The sequence below is a fragment of the Flocculibacter collagenilyticus genome (genome assembly GCF_016469335.1).
GTDB lineage: Bacteria > Pseudomonadota > Gammaproteobacteria > Enterobacterales > Alteromonadaceae > Flocculibacter > Flocculibacter collagenilyticus.
Genome location: NZ_CP059888.1, coordinates 2731217 through 2748743 on the forward strand (window position 1 = coordinate 2731217; position 17527 = coordinate 2748743).

13 protein-coding genes are annotated in these 17527 nt (G+C 41.8%); 3 read left to right on the top strand and 10 right to left on the bottom strand.

The window, feature by feature from the left end:
* Positions 1 to 47: 47 nt before the first annotated feature.
* From greA to HUU81_RS12135, 5 genes are all read right to left on the bottom strand, one after another.
* Positions 48 to 527 carry a transcription elongation factor GreA gene (greA, locus tag HUU81_RS12115; protein WP_199609196.1) on the bottom strand — a complete coding sequence of 160 codons (480 nt, stop codon included), beginning with the start codon at positions 525 to 527 and terminating at the stop codon, positions 48 to 50.
* Positions 527 to 3745, bottom strand: a complete 3219-nt coding sequence (gene carB, locus HUU81_RS12120; protein WP_199609197.1) for a carbamoyl-phosphate synthase large subunit — start codon at positions 3743 to 3745, stop codon at positions 527 to 529. The genes greA and carB overlap by 1 nt, the downstream gene beginning before the upstream one ends.
* A 28-nt stretch (positions 3746 to 3773) precedes the next feature.
* The gene (gene carA / locus HUU81_RS12125) at positions 3774 to 4916 is read right to left on the bottom strand and encodes a glutamine-hydrolyzing carbamoyl-phosphate synthase small subunit (RefSeq protein ID WP_199609198.1); all 1143 of its coding nucleotides are present in this window, start codon (positions 4914 to 4916) and stop codon (positions 3774 to 3776) included.
* A 228-nt stretch (positions 4917 to 5144) separates the two neighbouring features.
* Complete coding sequence (gene dapB, locus HUU81_RS12130; RefSeq protein WP_199609199.1) at positions 5145 to 5948, bottom strand: 4-hydroxy-tetrahydrodipicolinate reductase; 804 nt, start codon at positions 5946 to 5948, stop codon at positions 5145 to 5147.
* Between the two features lie 145 nt (positions 5949 to 6093).
* On the bottom strand, positions 6094 to 6708 hold the full coding sequence (locus tag HUU81_RS12135) for an FKBP-type peptidyl-prolyl cis-trans isomerase (RefSeq protein WP_199609200.1): 615 nt from the start codon (positions 6706 to 6708) through the stop codon (positions 6094 to 6096).
* 299 nt (positions 6709 to 7007) lie between these two features.
* Between HUU81_RS12135 and HUU81_RS12140 the strand changes: the two genes are divergently transcribed.
* Positions 7008 to 8309, top strand: a complete 1302-nt coding sequence (locus HUU81_RS12140) for a Na+/H+ antiporter NhaC family protein (RefSeq protein WP_199609201.1) — start codon at positions 7008 to 7010, stop codon at positions 8307 to 8309.
* Between the two features lie 29 nt (positions 8310 to 8338).
* Here HUU81_RS12140 and HUU81_RS12145 read toward each other — a convergent pair whose 3' ends face one another.
* The 5 genes from HUU81_RS12145 to hrcA form a co-directional block, all read right to left on the bottom strand.
* Positions 8339 to 9190: a hypothetical protein gene (locus HUU81_RS12145; RefSeq protein WP_199609202.1), complete on the bottom strand. Its 852-nt coding sequence runs from the start codon at positions 9188 to 9190 to the stop codon at positions 8339 to 8341.
* Positions 9191 to 9292: 102 nt separating this feature from the next.
* Positions 9293 to 10438, bottom strand: a complete 1146-nt coding sequence (dnaJ, locus tag HUU81_RS12150; RefSeq protein WP_199609203.1) for a molecular chaperone DnaJ — start codon at positions 10436 to 10438, stop codon at positions 9293 to 9295.
* Positions 10439 to 10521: 83 nt separating this feature from the next.
* The gene (dnaK, locus tag HUU81_RS12155; RefSeq protein ID WP_199609204.1) at positions 10522 to 12447 is read right to left on the bottom strand and encodes a molecular chaperone DnaK; all 1926 of its coding nucleotides are present in this window, start codon (positions 12445 to 12447) and stop codon (positions 10522 to 10524) included.
* A gap of 237 nt (positions 12448 to 12684) precedes the next feature.
* Positions 12685 to 13281: a nucleotide exchange factor GrpE gene (gene grpE, locus HUU81_RS12160; protein WP_199609205.1), complete on the bottom strand. Its 597-nt coding sequence runs from the start codon at positions 13279 to 13281 to the stop codon at positions 12685 to 12687.
* 88 nt (positions 13282 to 13369) lie between these two features.
* Entirely contained in the window at positions 13370 to 14437 is a 1068-nt protein-coding gene (hrcA, locus tag HUU81_RS12165) for a heat-inducible transcriptional repressor HrcA (protein WP_199609206.1), read from the bottom strand.
* A gap of 163 nt (positions 14438 to 14600) precedes the next feature.
* On the opposite strand from hrcA, the gene nadK reads away from it, so the two are divergent.
* Together nadK and recN are read left to right on the top strand one after the other, a co-directional pair.
* Positions 14601 to 15482, top strand: a complete 882-nt coding sequence (nadK, locus tag HUU81_RS12170; RefSeq protein WP_199609207.1) for an NAD(+) kinase — start codon at positions 14601 to 14603, stop codon at positions 15480 to 15482.
* A gap of 226 nt (positions 15483 to 15708) precedes the next feature.
* Positions 15709 to 17412 (top strand): DNA repair protein RecN, encoded by a 1704-nt coding sequence (gene recN, locus HUU81_RS12175; RefSeq protein WP_199609208.1) that lies wholly within the window; start codon positions 15709 to 15711, stop codon positions 17410 to 17412.
* The last annotated feature ends 115 nt before the right edge of the window (positions 17413 to 17527 follow it).

Sequence of the window (17527 nt, forward strand, 5' to 3'; positions counted from 1 at the left end):
AAACCTGCGTTAGCAGGTTTTTTTATTAAAAAGGTTAGGCAACGTTACTAAACGTAATCAACGCTTAAGATTTCAAACTCTACAGCGCCGCTAGGAGTATTAATTAATACTTCTTCACCTTCTTGCTTACCTATTAAGCCTCTTGCAATTGGTGAATTAACCGATATCAAGTTACTTTTAATATCAGCTTCATCATCTCCTACAATGCGGTATGTAACTTCTTCATCAGTTTCAATATTAACAATCTCAACTGTTGCACCAAAAATTACTCTACCTGTTTTAGGCATTTTAGTTACATCTATAATTTGAGCGTTTGATAATTTTGCTTCAATTTCTTGAATACGCCCTTCACAAAACCCCTGCTGCTCGCGAGCCGCGTGGTATTCTGCATTTTCTTTTAAATCGCCGTGTTCTCTTGCTTCAGCAATTGCTTCAACAATTTGAGGACGTTTAACTGTTTTCAATTCTATTAGCTCTTCACGAAGCATATCTGCTCCGTGAGAAGTCATAGGAATTTGATTGCTCATTAACCTACCTGTTTATGTAATTCTTGTACCGATACAACCGAGCCTCTGTCATCAGCTTGGTGTGCTTTACATGTAGCAAAGCCGGCGTTAATGGTTGTAGTGTAATTAGTCTTATATTGTAACGCACCACGACGTAATACTTTAGAGTCTTCAATCGCTTGACGACCCTCTGTGGTATTTACAATATAGCTATATTCACCATTTTTAATGCGATCGAGTATATGAGGGCGTCCCTCAAATACTTTATTAACTTTGCGTACTTCTATACCTGCTTCGCTCAATACGTCAAATGTACCGCGAGTAGCATCAATTTCAAAGCCGTTTTCACGAAGTTGTTTAGCAAGTTCAACAACGCGCACCTTATCACTGTCTCTTACTGACAGCAATGCCCTACCACTACGAGGTATTTCGATATTTGCACCAAGTTGCGCTTTGGCAAATGCTTCAATAAAGGTTTTACCAACCCCCATAACTTCACCAGTAGAGCGCATTTCAGGGCCACGAAGCGGGTCAACGCCTAAAAACTTATTAAACGGTAGCACAACTTCTTTTACTGAATAATAAGGCGGAATCGTTTCTTCAGTAACACCTTGCTCAGCTAATGACTTGCCAACCATGCATCGTGCTGCAACTTTCGCTAATGCAACACCTGTAGCTTTAGATACAAATGGAATAGTTCTGGCAGCACGAGGATTAACCTCAATAAGGTAAATCTCGCCATCTTTTACCGCAAACTGGGTATTCATTAAACCAACTACACCAAGCTCTAAGGCCATTGCCTTCACTTGTGCACGCATTTTGTCTTGAATTTCTTGGCTTAAGCTATGTGGTGGTAATGAACATGCCGAGTCACCTGAGTGAACACCCGCTTGCTCAATGTGTTCCATAATACCGCCAATGATCACGTTTTCACCGTCACAAACCGCATCCACATCAATTTCAATCGCGTCATCTAAGAAGCGATCTAACAATACTGGCGCTTCATTAGAAACTGACACCGCTTCGGTCATGTAACGTTTTAAGTCATCTTCGTCGTATACAATTTCCATTGCGCGTCCACCAAGTACATAGGAAGGACGAACAACCATTGGATAACCAATTTCTTTAGACTTAACGAGAGCTTCTTCAAGCGAAGTAACTGTCGCGTTTTCAGGTTGCAATAAATCAAGACGCTGCACCATGTGCTGAAAACGTTCACGATCTTCAGCGCGGTCAATTGCGTCAGGTGAAGTTCCAATAATTGGCACTCCATTCGCTTCCAACTCTCGTGCTAATTTAAGTGGTGTTTGACCACCATATTGCACAATGACACCTTTTGGCTTTTCAACGCGAACTATTTCTAGTACGTCTTCTAGCGTAATTGGTTCAAAGTATAAGCGATCAGACGTATCGTAATCTGTAGATACCGTTTCGGGATTACAGTTTAACATTATTGTTTCGTAACCATCTTCACGCATAGCAAGGGCTGCATGAACACAGCAGTAGTCAAACTCAATACCCTGTCCAATACGGTTAGGACCGCCACCGATTACCATTATTTTATCTTTATCAGATGGATTAGCTTCGCACTCTTCATCATAGCTGGAATACATATATGCAGTATCTGAGCTAAACTCTGCGGCACATGTATCTACACGCTTATACACTGGATAAATAGATAGAGTGTGGCGCTTCTTACGCACTTCTTTTTCTGCAACACCTAATAAATCAGCAATGCGTTTATCGGCGAAACCTTTACGCTTTAAGCTACGTAAAAATGTTTCATCAAGCCCAGACAAGCCGCGTTTTTCTATTTCTGATTCAAGCTGAATGATGTCTTCAATTTGTGCCAAGAACCACGGGTCCACTTTAGTCAGCTTAAAAATTGCTTCTAAATCTAAACCATGACGGAATGCGTCAGCAAGATACCAAATACGTTCAGCACCAGGTTCTTTTAATTCATGGATAATTTTGTCGTGCGCGTTTGGATCATCTTTATCAACAATCGGTTCAAAACCTGATACGCCAACTTCAAGCCCACGCAGCGCTTTTTGAAGCGACTCTTGTTGATTACGGCCGATTGCCATCACCTCACCCACAGACTTCATTTGCGTGGTGAGTCGGTCATTACAACCTGAGAATTTTTCAAAGTTAAATCGAGGAAGCTTAGTAACAACGTAATCTAACGTAGGCTCAAACGACGCAGGTGTAGCACCACCCGTAATGTCATTATCTAATTCATCAAGGGTATAACCAACAGCAAGCTTCGCCGCAATTTTTGCAATTGGGAAGCCTGTTGCTTTTGATGCAAGAGCAGATGAGCGTGACACCCTTGGATTCATCTCAATAATGACCATGCGACCGTCATCAGGGTTTACCCCAAACTGAACATTCGAACCACCCGTTTCTACACCAATTTCGCGCAACACAGCCATCGAGGCATTACGCATTAGCTGATATTCTTTGTCGGTTAACGTTTGAGCCGGCGCAACAGTAATAGAGTCACCTGTGTGAACGCCCATAGGGTCAAAGTTTTCAATCGCGCACACAATAATACAATTGTCGTTTTTATCGCGCACCACTTCCATTTCATACTCTTTCCAGCCAATCAAAGACTCGTCAATGAGTAACTCTTTGGTGGGAGATAAATCAAGGCCACGAATACAAATCTCATCAAATTCTTCACGGTTGTAGGCAATACCACCACCAGAACCACCCATAGTAAAAGATGGGCGAATGATACATGGAAAGCCGATACGTGAAAGTACATCATGCGCTTCATCTAGCGTATGCGCAATTTCAGCACGAGGTGTTTCTAAGCCTATCGCTTTCATGGCTTTATCAAAACGATTACGATCTTCCGCTTTATCAATCGCATCGGCAGTCGCGCCAATCATTTCAACATTATGCTTTTCTAATACGCCGTGTTTCTCTAAATCAAGCGCACAGTTCAATGCCGTTTGCCCACCCATTGTTGGTAAAACCGCATCAGGCTTTTCTTTTTCGATTATTTTCTCAACCACTTCCCAGTGTATTGGCTCAATATAAGTTGCATCGGCCATTTCAGGATCGGTCATAATGGTGGCAGGGTTAGAGTTTACAAGAATAACTCGGTACCCCTCTTCTCTTAACGCCTTACAAGCTTGGACGCCAGAGTAGTCAAATTCACACGCCTGACCGATAACTATCGGCCCGGCACCTAAAATCAGAATGCTTTGTAGGTCTGTACGTTTTGGCATAGCGGACTCTTACTCTCTTTTCATCCAATTAACGGCGAGCTTGCATTAGCTCGATAAAGTGATCAAATAGCGGTGCGGCATCATGTGGACCAGGACTTGCCTCAGGGTGACCCTGAAAACTAAAGGCTGGCTTGTCAGTACGATGAATACCCTGTAATGAGCCATCAAATAATGACTTATGAGTCGCGCGTAACGTATTTGGCAAGCTATCTTCGTCAACAGCAAAACCGTGGTTTTGTGCTGTAATCATCACTACTTTCGTATCCAAGTCTTGCACAGGATGGTTTCCACCATGATGACCGAACTTCATTTTCACTGTTTTTGCACCACTTGCTAATGCTAAAAGCTGATGCCCTAAACAAATACCAAAAATTGGAATATCGGTTTCTAGAAACTCAGTGATTGCTGAAATGGCATAATCACACGGCTCAGGATCGCCAGGACCATTAGATAAAAATATACCGTCTGGGTTCATCGCTAACACCGTTTTAGCATCAGTTTGCGCTGGTACAACTGTCACTTTACAACCACGGTCAACTAACATTCGTAAAATATTGCGCTTCACACCAAAATCATACGCCACGATGTGAAATCTCTCGTCATCAGCTTGTAACGTGCTGTAGCCTTCACCTAATGTCCATGAACTTTCATTCCAGTCATATTGTGATTGCGTAGAGACAACCTTTGCCAAGTCCATTCCCTTAAGCCCTGCAAACTCTTTTGCGTGACTTAAAGCACTTGCTTCATCTAACTCACCTGACGCATTAACAGCAATAATACAGCCGTTTTGTGCTCCTTTATCTCTTAAGATACGTGTTAGCTTACGAGTATCAATATCGGCAATGCCTAGGATATTTTTTTGTTTGAGATATTGGTTGAGGTCGAGTTGATTACGGAAGTTACTGGAAAGAAGGGGGAGGTCTCTGATGACTAGGCCTTTGGCCCATATTTGAGGATTTTCTTCGTCTTCTAAATTAGTGCCTGTGTTGCCAATATGGGGGTAAGTGAGTGTTACGATTTGTTCTGCATAGGACGGGTCGGTTAGAATTTCCTGATACCCTGTCATTGAAGTATTAAAGACTACTTCGCCCACTGAAATACCTTCAGCGCCAATAGCAGTCCCGCGGAAAACAGTACCATCTTCAAGTACCAATAAAGCGGTTGTGGTCAAGTGAACCTCCAAACAGTCAAAAATAGAAAATATCCACCAAATATTATCTATTCACTATATTGTTGTGAGAGCGTTGCCGACACACAGCATTACTGAATGTAATTGCTATTAGGCAAACCTGTGCATTCTAGTTTAATTTTATGCGAACGTCTATTTGTTTTTAATAAAACATAAAAAAACAGACCTTAAGCCTGTTTTTAATTTAAACCATGTAAAAGCAGTGCTTTTCTAACCTAATCCAAGTACGTTTTGCATATCATAAAGTCCTGCCTGTTTATCTTTTAACCATGCCGCAGCCCTTATTGCACCTTTCGCGAAGGTAAGTCGGCTACTGGCTTTGTGGGTTATTTCGAGGCGTTCGCCTAAATCTGCAAATAAAGCAGTGTGTTCACCAACTATGTCTCCAGCACGTAGAGTTGCAAAACCAATACTCTTTGCATCACGAGGACCCGTATCCCCTTCTCGACCATAGATTGCATGCTGCTTTAAATCTCTTTCGAGCGTGTCCGCTATGACTTGCCCCATTTTCATAGCAGTGCCAGAGGGCGCGTCCCGCTTAAACCTGTGGTGTGCTTCCCATATTTCAATATCAACCTCATCGCCCATTACTTTCGCTGTTTGCTGTAACAGGCTTAGCATTACATTCACACCAACACTAAAGTTAGCTGCAAAAACAATAGGAATGGATTTAGCTGCATCGTCTAATTGCAAAAGTTGCGCTTCAGACAATCCAGTAGTGCCAATGACCATAGGTAACTTGTGCTCTACGCATAAAGCCAAATGCGCTAACATGCCCTCAGCAAGACTAAAGTCAATCATCACGTCACAATCACGACCAAGTGCCTGATGATTATCACTAATCGCAAGTCCTTGTCGACCCATTCCTATTACTTCTCCAACGTCCATGCCAACCCATTGCGAACTTTCCCGCACTAGCGCTCTGGCAAGAGTAACATTGTCATCATTCTGAATCGCTTCAATTAAAGCTCTACCCATACGACCATTTGCGCCAAAAATGCCTATATCTGTCATGCGTTATCCTTTATATAAAACGCTATTTTAGGTATAAAAAAACGTGTCTGCCAAACAATGAATTGCTCAGCACGACACGTTTAAAGTATTTGCAAAACATAGGTTTTAAAACGTGTTAAAACCGATGGCGTGCTGACGAAGTCAACTAGCCAGTAATTTCTAGTAATTCAACATCAAAAACTAATGTCGAGAAAGGCGGGATTGCGCCTTGAGAACCTTGTTCACCGTATGCTAATTCATAAGGAATCGCTAAACGCCATTTTGAACCTACTGGCATCATTTGTAATGCTTCAGTCCAACCTTTAATTACTCCACCTACTGGGAATTCAGCTGGTTGGCCGCGATCATAGCTTGAATCAAATACTTTACCGTCAATGAATGTACCGTGGTAGTGAGTACGAACGGTTGATTCAGCAGTTGGCTTTTCACCAGTACCTTCGGTAAGTACTTCATACTGAAGACCTGACTCAGTCACAGTTACACCGTCTTTTTTAGCATTTTCAGCTAAGAATTCTGCACCTTCAACTTTCAAGTGCTCAGACGCTTTAGCGCGTTCAGCTTGAATTTTGCTAGAAATTTCTTGGAATGCAGCTTGGATTTCTTCGTCGCTTACTTTTGATTCTTCATTATTGATTGCAGTGGCAATACCTGCAGCTATAGCATCAACATCAAAGCCATCAAACATGTTTTGGCGTAATTGCATACCAACTTGTAAGCCCATACCATAACAAGCTTTTTGTTCATTTGTTTCAAAAGACATAAATTTTCCTAATTAGTAAGGAGGAATAAGAAGATTTGAGAAACGCGATGCTAACATATCGACAAGTTAATACCAATTGATTCGCCCTATTCAATGGGTATACAAATCACTCTTGTGTATAGTTATTAAGCAACCTGTAAATTACCAAAATAGTTTAGACGTCTATACATTTAAAAATCCAAAGTGTATGATGGCGCACTTTGCTATTTAGCCCAAAGATCAGCTCGTCTTAGGGTTATTCTAATTATTGGCACTTGTGTCATTAATATATCGTACCGTTAAATGCATAAGAGGCACATTTGCAAACTATTCACACACAAACGGCTAAATTATCGCTGTTACCACTTATTCTGTTTGTCTCATTGTTTTTGGGAACAGGCTTACATTTCCACTTACAAGGTGTTGAATATGCCTTTTACCAAGTACCAGCGCCTATTCTCGTCATCCCAGCTATCATTTTCGCTATTATCTTAAATCGAGACACCCTTAATAAATCTATCGAAACCTTTATTCATGGTGCTGGGCACAGCAATATTATTACCATGTGTATGATTTATTTGTTTGCTGGCGCGTTTTCAGTGGTAGCGAAGGCGACGGGTGGCGTAGATGCCGTAGTGAATGCAGGTATTAGCGTTATCCCTGTTAGCTTACTTTTACCGGGCTTATTTATCATTACTGCGACAGTGGCAACGGCAATGGGCACTTCAATGGGTACCATAGGAGCAATCGCACCCATTGCTTATGGACTTGCACAATCAGCACAGCTTGACATGCCGTTAGTTGCAGGTGTCGTATTAAGTGGAGCAATGTTTGGCGACAACTTATCAATAATTTCAGACACCACCATTGCAGCGACCAAAACCCAAAACGCCACGGTGCGTGATAAATTTAAAGAAAATCTCGTTTTCGCCTTACCTGCCGCATTCATTACTTTACTGTATTTAGCCTACCAAACACCGAACATTGAACATATTGAAAAGCAGTCATTCGAAATACTCGCCATGCTGCCCTATTTCGCAATTTTGGCGCTAGCACTTGCAGGCGTTAACGTATTTGTTGTCTTGCTGTTAGGTATTATTTTTGCGGGCATTGCAGGCGCGTACTCCAGCGACTACACCTTAAATACTTTCACCAACGATGTGTATTTAGGCTTTACGTCTGTACAAGAAATATTCTTGTTATCCATGCTGATTGGAGGCTTAAGCGAGTTTATTCGAACGCAAGGAGGCCTTGCATACATAAGTAGTAAAATAGAGTTTGGATTAGCTAAAATTGCGTCACTCTCAAAAGGTGCTGCTAAACAGCTTGCGATAGGTGTCTTGGCCTTTGTCACTAATTTATGCATTGCCAATAACACAGTTGCCATTGTGGTAACTGGCGCGATTGCAAAACGCCTTGCCGAAGAAGAACAAATTCCTGCTAAACGTAGTGCAAGCTTGCTGGATATTTTTTCATGTGTGTCGCAGGGAGTAGTACCGTACGGGGCGCAAATATTACTGCTTGGTGCAACCTTTCACTTGTCTCCTTTAACGGTTGCAGCAAACTCATATTACGTATTAATACTGTTAGTGATTAGCTTAATTATCATTTTCAGACGTTAAGCTAAGATAGGCTCTAATGAACGCTTACGTTATAAGCGTTCACAACTAGGTACGCGTTCATTTTTTTCTACTTGCTTATAGTGTTTCATCGCAGCGGGTAAGAACTTACGAGTGTAATTAATTTGCGAAGATGGTGACGGAAATCTTTTAGCAAAAGTACTACCTTCTTCCTTATTTAGCTTCTTAAAAACGTTTAGTAATGCTTTTGGGTAAAATCCCGTTCTTGCCATGATCAACAACGCTTCTTCAATAATTTTTCTTCGCTGTTGTGCTGTTAAAGGCGCAGTTTGATCAACAAGAAAGTCCAGTCCAAGCGCAGGCATTAAGCCGTCTTCCACTCTTTTATGTAATGCTTCTTTGCGATTATCTATTATTAACAATGCCCGAATTAATTCATCTTGGGCTAAAAAGCGCGACGTTGTATAGCCTAACTTTGCTTCAGCCAATGCTAATGCTAACAATCCCGCGATTTCGTCTTGCCCAGATAACTGCGACAGGCTGCCAGTAAAAGCTACTAAGGTGTTGTCTGGTAACGTGGTCGCAATGTTCACTACTTGTGATTCAAATAACCGCTCTGACCAAGACTGATTAATACGGCCCAGTGTTTCCGGCATGGAGAATTTATTAAATAAGTGGGCAGTGATACAAAAATACTGTGAATGCTTGCGTCTATCCGCTACAGAGTGAAATTCATTTTGTAGCCGAGCGACACCTAGCTCTGTTACCGTTCGAATATTATCTTCTGTAATATCGCGACTTTGAACTGCCGCATTGCAGTTTAAAGATGTGACAGTGAGAAAGATTGAAGCGGTTAAACTGATCGCTTTTGAATTTATAAAATAGGTAGAAAAACGTGAGTGTTTGTCGTCACAATTAGCCATATACAACCCCTACAAAATATAAATAAAAAAAGCCTACTTTAAAAGCAGGCTTTATAACGAATTATTCACATAATTGCTAGATAAAATTGACTTATCGCTTAATTAGCCCGTCAAATCATCAAAAAACTTTTTAACGCCGTCAAAAAAGCCTTTTTCTTTCGGACGATATTTCGCCGCTTCTTCGCCAACACCCATCGTATCGTCTAACTGGCGCAGTAAGTCTTTTTGCTTCTCAGTTAAGTTAACTGGCGTCTCTACTACAACCTTACAGATTAAGTCACCTGTTACGCCACTGCGTACAGACTTAACCCCTTTACCGCGCATTCTAAACATTTTGCCAGTTTGCGTTTCAGAAGGGATCTTCAGCTTGGCACGGCCATCTAATGTTGGCACTTCTATTTCGCCGCCCAATGCAGCTTGCGTAAAGCTGGTTGGTACTTCGCAATAAAGATTATTACCGTCACGTTCAAAAATAGCATGATCTTTTACATGTACTTGAACATATAAGTCACCGGCTGGTGCACCATGTTGACCGGCTTCACCTTCACCAGAAAGTCGAATACGATCACCTGTATCAACACCCGCTGGAATTTTAACTGACAGCGTTTTAGTTTTTTCTACACGGCCCTGACCATGACATTTGTTACATGGGTCTTTAATCACTGAACCACGACCATGACACGTTGGACACGCTTGCTGAACAGCGAAGAATCCTTGACGCATCTGAACTTGGCCTTGACCATGACAAGTACCACAGGTCGATGGTTTAGAGCCTTTTTTAGCACCAGAACCATCACATGGTTCACAAGCAACCCATGTTGGTACTTTAATTTCAGCAGATTTACCACGAACCGCTTCTTCAAGCGTTAATTCCATGTTGTAACGTAAATCAGATCCACGTTGTGCGCGAGACTGTCTGCGTCCGCCGCCACCGCCGCCAAAAATATCTCCAAACACATCACCAAAAATATCACCGAAGTCTGCACCGCCGCCACCAAAGCCGCCTGCACCACCACGAGCTTGATCAAACGCTGCATGTCCATATTGATCATATGCTTGGCGTTTTTGCTCGTCACTTAGCACTTCGTAAGCTTCTTTAACTTCTTTAAACGCTTCTTCTGAGGCAGTATCGCCCTGGTTTCTATCAGGGTGATGTTTCATTGCAAGGCGTTTGTACGCTTTTTTAATGTCGCGCTCAGAAGCGTCTTTGCTTAAACCCAGTATTTCGTAGTAATCGCGTTTTGACATATCTTTATTTTTACAACCAATTTAATTAAAAAAACGCGGAGCGTACTATTCATACTGCTCCGCGCTAATTATTTTACAAGAGTTTACTTGTTGTCGTCTTTAACTTCTTCAAACTCTGCATCAACAACATCATCATCGCCAGCGTTGTTAGCGTCAGCTTGTTGAGCACCCGCTTCTGCTTGGCCTGCTTGTGCTTTCGCTTGAGCCATTTCAACTAGCTTTTGTGATGCTTCCATTAATGCTTGAGATTTAGCTTCAATTTCAGCTTTATCACCTGCTTTTAAGGCTGTTTCTAATTCGCCAATTGCAGTTTCAATTTTCGCTTTATCGTCAGCTGGTAAGTCATCACCTGCTTCTTCAACTTGCTTACGAGTAGCATGCACCAGTGCGTCACCTTGGTTGCGCGCTTGTGCTAACTCTTCAAACTTCTTATCTTCTTCAGCATTTGCTTCTGCATCACGAACCATGCTTTCGATTTCATCTTCAGAAAGGCCAGAAGAAGCTTGAATTGTAATTTTTTGCTCTTTACCCGTATCTTTGTCTTTTGCAGATACATGTAAGATACCGTCAGCATCAACATCAAACGTTACTTCAATTTGTGGTACACCACGTTGTGCAGGACGAATACCTTCAAGGTTAAACTGACCTAACGACTTATTCGCGCTAGCTTGCTTACGCTCACCTTGTAACACATGAATGGTTACCGCGGCTTGGTTATCGTCAGCTGTTGAGAACGTTTGCGATTGCTTAGTAGGAATCGTAGTGTTCTTCTCGATTACCTTCGTCATCACACCGCCCATGGTTTCAATACCAAGAGAAAGTGGAGATACGTCTAATAATAGAACGTCTGTTACATCACCTGAAAGTACACCAGCTTGTACTGCAGCACCCATTGCAACTGCTTCATCTGGGTTTACATCTTTACGAGGTTCTTTACCGAAGAACTCAGTAACCATCGCTTGTACTTTAGGCATACGTGTTTGACCACCAACTAAGATAACATCGTTAATGTCACTTACTGATAAGTCTGAATCTGCTAACGCTTGCTTAACTGGCTCTAGTGTCGCTGCAATCATGTCTTCAACTAGCGACTCTAATTTAGCGCGCGTTAGTTTAATGTTCATGTGCTTAGGACCAGATGCATCAGCCGTCACATACGGTAGGTTTACGTCTGTTTGTTGCGCAGATGATAATTCAATTTTCGCTTTCTCACCTGCTTCTTTAACACGTTGCATAGCAAGTGGGTCGTTCTTAAGATCAACACCTTGCTCTTTCTTAAATTCGTCTACTAAGTAGTTAATAACTTTGTTATCAAAGTCTTCACCACCTAAGTGCGTGTCACCGTTAGTCGCTAATACTTCAAACGTGTGCTCGCCGTCTACTTCGTCAATTTCAATAATTGAGATATCGAACGTACCACCACCTAAGTCATATACTGCAACAACGTTGTCGCCTTTTTTCTTGTCCATGCCGTAAGCAAGTGCAGCCGCTGTTGGTTCGTTGATGATACGCTTAACATCAAGACCAGCAATACGACCAGCATCTTTAGTTGCTTGACGCTGTGAATCGTTAAAGTATGCAGGAACAGTAATAACCGCTTCTGTTACTGTTTCGCCAAGAAAATCTTCAGCTGTTTTCTTCATTTTTTTCAATACTTCAGCAGAAACTTGTGGTGGCGCCATTTTTTCGCCTTTCGCTTCTACCCATGCATCGCCATTGTCAGCTTTAACAATTTTAAACGGCATGATGTCGATATCACGCTGTACTTCTTTGTCTTCAAAGCGACGACCAATTAAGCGCTTAATAGCAAATAAAGTATTTTGAGGGTTAGTTACCGCCTGACGTTTAGCCGGCTGACCAACTAATGTTTCGCCGTCTTCTGTGTAAGCAATAATTGAAGGAGTTGTACGATCCCCTTCAGCATTTTCAATTACGCGAGCTTTATCGCCGTCTAATACTGATACACAAGAATTTGTTGTACCAAGGTCAATACCAATAATTTTACCCATGAGAATTGTCTCCAACTGCTCTAATTCAAAGTTTATTCTAAAGTTGCTTTTTTAGTGGGGTTATTCAAAAGCGAATTCAATAGTGAGTAGCAATTTTTTTTAAGTTTTTTACTAAAAAGTGCCATAAAGCTGACATTAAACTCATCACTGCCACAACTAACCGAATTTCAGAATAATAAAGTCGATACAAAAATGGGTAGCCAAGCTACCCATTTCAACATATTTATCAGCGTTGCGTTACTCTGCGGCTTTAGAAACCATCACCATGGCTGGACGAATTAATCGACCGTTTAATTCATAGCCTTTTTGCATAACCGCAATCACTGTATTTGGCTCTACGTCAGCAGATGGCTGAATTGACATTGCCTGATGCAATTCAGGGTTGAAAGCTTCACCTTGTGGATTAACTTCTTTGATGCCGAACTTTTCAATCGCGTCAGCAAAGCTCTTACGAGTTAGCTCTACCCCTTCGATAACAGGTTTAATTGCTTCATTTTCTTGGTCTGCAAACTCAACTGCACGTTCCATGTTGTCTACTACTGGTAGTAAAGCGCTGGCAAATTTTTCAAGTGCAAACTTTTTAGCTTTTTCAACATCTTGTGCAGCACGTCTGCGGATATTATCAACTTCAGCTTTAGCACGAATAACGGCATCTTGCTGTTCTACTACTTTTGCTTTTTCAGCTTCAAGTGACTGTTCAAGATCGTTAATACGTTTTAGGGTAGCATCATCAAGTGCTACATTTTCTACTGCATCGTTGTTAGCTTCTTGGCCTTCAACTGACTCTTTTTCAACTTCTGCTTCTGGTTGCATATCTTGTTGTGCTTCAGACATCAAACATCTCCGGAAATAAATAACGACTGCCTGCAATTATACTCAGCTTCAAAGCGATTTAAACAGGCAATATATAACTTAACTGCATTCAATATGGGGATGGAATATTTTGATTCAAGGCTGCGGTTAAATTTCTTGCAACAGCGTCTACCACAGGGATTAACGCACGATAATTCATTCTCACCGAACCAATTATCCCTACCGAGCCAATAGCTTGTTTATGTTGATAATATGGCGCTGCCACTACACTACAACCACGCAATAACTCACTGCCGCACTCTTCACCGATGAACAAACTAATACCCGAATTTCCCTTAGCTCGCGCTAGCATGTTGGTAATTGGCCCAGTTTGGTGTAATGAATTAATTAACATTCGAAGCGTATTCACGTTATTGGTACCTGGCAATTCCAGCAGGCGCTCTTTACCACGAGAATAAATAAGCTCAGGTGCCAGGTCATCCGATGCCGTTAATGACACCGCCACTACCTTTGACGCAATTTCGTGAATGCCTTCTTTGGCACGATCTTTTTCACCGCTGGTTACGCAACATAACATTGCACTTAGGCGCTGCCGCCCTTCCACCAAGTCCACGCCAACAAGTGCAGTATTAAGCAGCTGTGTAGCAAGTTGTAACTCGTGTGAAGTAAAGCGACGAGATACATCAATAATGCGGTTTTTAATCTCGCCGTCGTCTTCAATCAACACACATAAAATACGTAAGTCAGATAAATGCATCAATTCAATTTGACGCAATTTCACATTATCGCGAGTGGGTACCGACACTAACCCTGTCATGTCAGACAATTCTGCAAGCACTTTGCTAGCACGTTGGCATAGTTCACTAGGGCAGTAGCTAGCATCTAGCGCATGTTTAATTTCATGCTCAACCGCAGCGTTTATTGGTTTAATAGACAGTAATTGATCAACAAAAAAACGTAAGCCTTGCGCAGTAGGCACCCGCCCTGCTGACGTATGCGGAGAAGCAATTAAACCTTGTTGCTCCAACGCCATCATAATATTTCTTACTGTTGCAGGGCTCGAGTTAACGGCATTTTGATTGGCCAAGCTTTTCGACGACACAGGGTTACCGTCTTCAATATAATGCTCAACTAGCAGCTGCATAATCAGCTGCATACGTTCTTGCTTAGCGCTCATAAATTCGTTAATTCATTCTTTTCTATTTTATAGATAACGATTTTATATGGGCACTATTAACCAATTGCAAGCTAACGGAACCTGAATAAAACCGTGCATTTTGCAATTTCATGGATATACTCCATTAATATAATCATCATCTTCAAGCACTTAAAACATCATAATGACATCTGCGTTTAAACACATTGCTTTAATTGGCAAACCAAACCACAAAGGCACCACAAAGTCGATTACCCAGCTTTACCAATTTCTTACCGAACTGGAATATCAGGTATCTATCGAAAAACGCTCATCGCAACAACTTCAACTTAACGATATTGCTACCTTAGATTTAGTTGAAATTGGCGAGCAATGTGACCTTGCCATTGTTGTTGGCGGAGATGGCAACATGCTTGGAGCTGCCAGAGTATTAGCTCGTTTTGACGTGGCAGTAATTGGCGTTAATCGTGGTAATTTAGGCTTTTTAACCGACTTAGATCCACACACATTTCAAGAGCCACTAAAAAAAGTATTAGCGGGTGAATATATAGAAGAAAACCGCTTTTTGCTTGATGTATCTGTACATCGTCATCAAACCATTAAAAGCAGTAATACTGCGGTTAATGAAGCCGTACTTCACGCCGACAAAGTGGCTCACATGATTGAGTTTGAAGTACACATAGATAATGAATTTGTTTATAGCCAACGGTCAGACGGTCTCATTGTCGCAACACCAACAGGCTCTACCGCGTATTCATTATCAGGTGGCGGCCCCATCGTTCACCCGTCATTACAAACTTTATCGTTAGTGCCTATGTTTCCGCACACCTTAAGTAGTCGCCCACTAGTTGTCAGTGCTAACAGTGAAGTTAAACTGTTAATTTCGCTGGAGAATGACGAAAGCCTGCAAATAAGCTGCGACAGCCACGTTACACTGTCTGTGATGCCCGGCGATGAAGTTATTATTAAAAAATGTGATTTGCCATTACGCCTAATTCACCCTAAAAATTACAGCTACTACAAAGTATTACGCAGTAAATTAGGTTGGGGTGCGCGCTTAGTGTAAGTGCGCAGAATCTCAACTTTATCGCTGTAAGTTAAATAGCGCTTTTCTTAATTACCAACACGCTTCTTAATAAAATTTCAACGATTCACTTGCGCCATTCAAAATAACTGTATAAATTAACAGTATCAAAAATCATACTACACCTAACTTGCTTGATGGCATGTTAAATCGCCGCGGTCACAAAAATAAAGATAGGTTGGGTAATAATACTGAATAGTTATTTGTTATGTTGAATTTTCTAAACGTTCGAAACTTTGCCATTGTAGAGTCTTTAGAAGTTGACTGGTCTGCCGGAATGACCACCATTACCGGCGAAACTGGCGCAGGTAAATCTATCGCAATCGACGCACTCGCACTTTGTTTGGGTGATCGTGCTGAAGCAAGTATGGTTCGCCAAGGTGCAGATAAAGCCGAAGTTTGTGCGATTTTTGATATCACACAATTAACTGTTGCTAAAACATGGCTAAAAGAACATGAATTATGCGCCGAACCAGACTCAAACTCGTCTGCCGAATCTAACACAACACACGAATGCATTATTAGACGTGTTATTTCAAAAGAAGGACGCTCAAAGGGGTATATCAATGGTAGCCCCGTGCCAGTCAGCCAGCTAAAACAACTTGGTCAGTTACTTGTTTCTATTCACGGGCAACATGCTCATCAACTGTTACTAAAGTCAGACCATCAACGCAATTTGCTAGACGAATACGCGGCCCACACTCCATTACTTAATAGCACTGCCCATGCCTATAGCCATTGGCAGCAATTAAAAAAAGAACGCTCTCAGTTGCTAGAAGCAAAACTCCAAGACGACGCTAAACGCCAACTTTTAGAGTATCAGGTAAGCGAGTTAAACGAGTTCGACTTACAACCTAATGAATACGAAGAGATTGAGCAACAACACAAAAAACTAAGCGGTGGACAAGAAATACTCGACGAGTGTTTACTTAGCTTAAATACCATTTATGACAATGACCAACAAAGTGCACATAACCTTATTGATACTGCTGCACAGCAACTAGCAAAATTAAGCGACCTTGATAACGATCTAAAACCTATTGCCGACTTATTATTTGAAGCATCTGTTCAAGTTGAAGAAGCGGCACGTGAATTACGCCACTTTTCCGATAATATTGAGCTAGACCCAAGCCTATTACAAGACGTTGAAGAACGTATGGCAGCCGCCGTTAGTTTAGCGCGAAAGCACAATATTCCGCCGCAACAGCTGCCAGAGTATCACGCACAACTTGCAGAGCAATTAGCCTCCATTAATGGCAATGCCGACAGGCTAAACGAACTTGACGAACAAATAGAAAGTGCGCATCAAGCCTATTTAGTACAATGCCAACAACTTAGCGAAAGCCGCCAACATTACGCGCAAAAGCTTAACAAGCTTATTAGCAAAAGCATGCAACAACTTAGTATGCCAAACGGAAAGTTTGAAATGGTGATCACCCAGCTTGATCAAGAAAAAGGCCAACGTGCAGGCTTAGATGTGGTTGACTTTAATGTAACCACCAACCCAGGACAACCACTACAACCGTTAGGCAAAGTGGCATCGGGTGGTGAGCTTTCTCGAATTAGCTTAGCCATTCAAGTTATTATTGCCGCCAAAGTCACAACCCCAACACTCATTTTTGATGAGGTAGACGTAGGTGTAAGCGGCCCTACCGCAGCGTCTGTTGGTAAATTATTAAGACTACTTGGCGAGTCCACTCAAGTAGTGTGTATTACTCACTTACCACAAGTAGCAAGCCAAGGGCACCAACAATTATTTGTGCGTAAAGACGTGAAAAACAACCATACCCATACAGCAATGACGCCGCTAAGCCAAACCGAACGCATTACCGAAATTGCCCGTTTATTAGGCGGAGAAACAATTTCTGAAACCAGTTTAGCAAATGCTGAAGAACTTTTAGCCGTTGGATAGGTCATATAGGCAGGCGAACGAAACAACATGCCCAAATAGCTGATTAGCTGTTGCTCATCGGCTGTAGAGTGGGTATTATCCTCGTTCATTTTTTTGATGTATCCATATCTTAGGT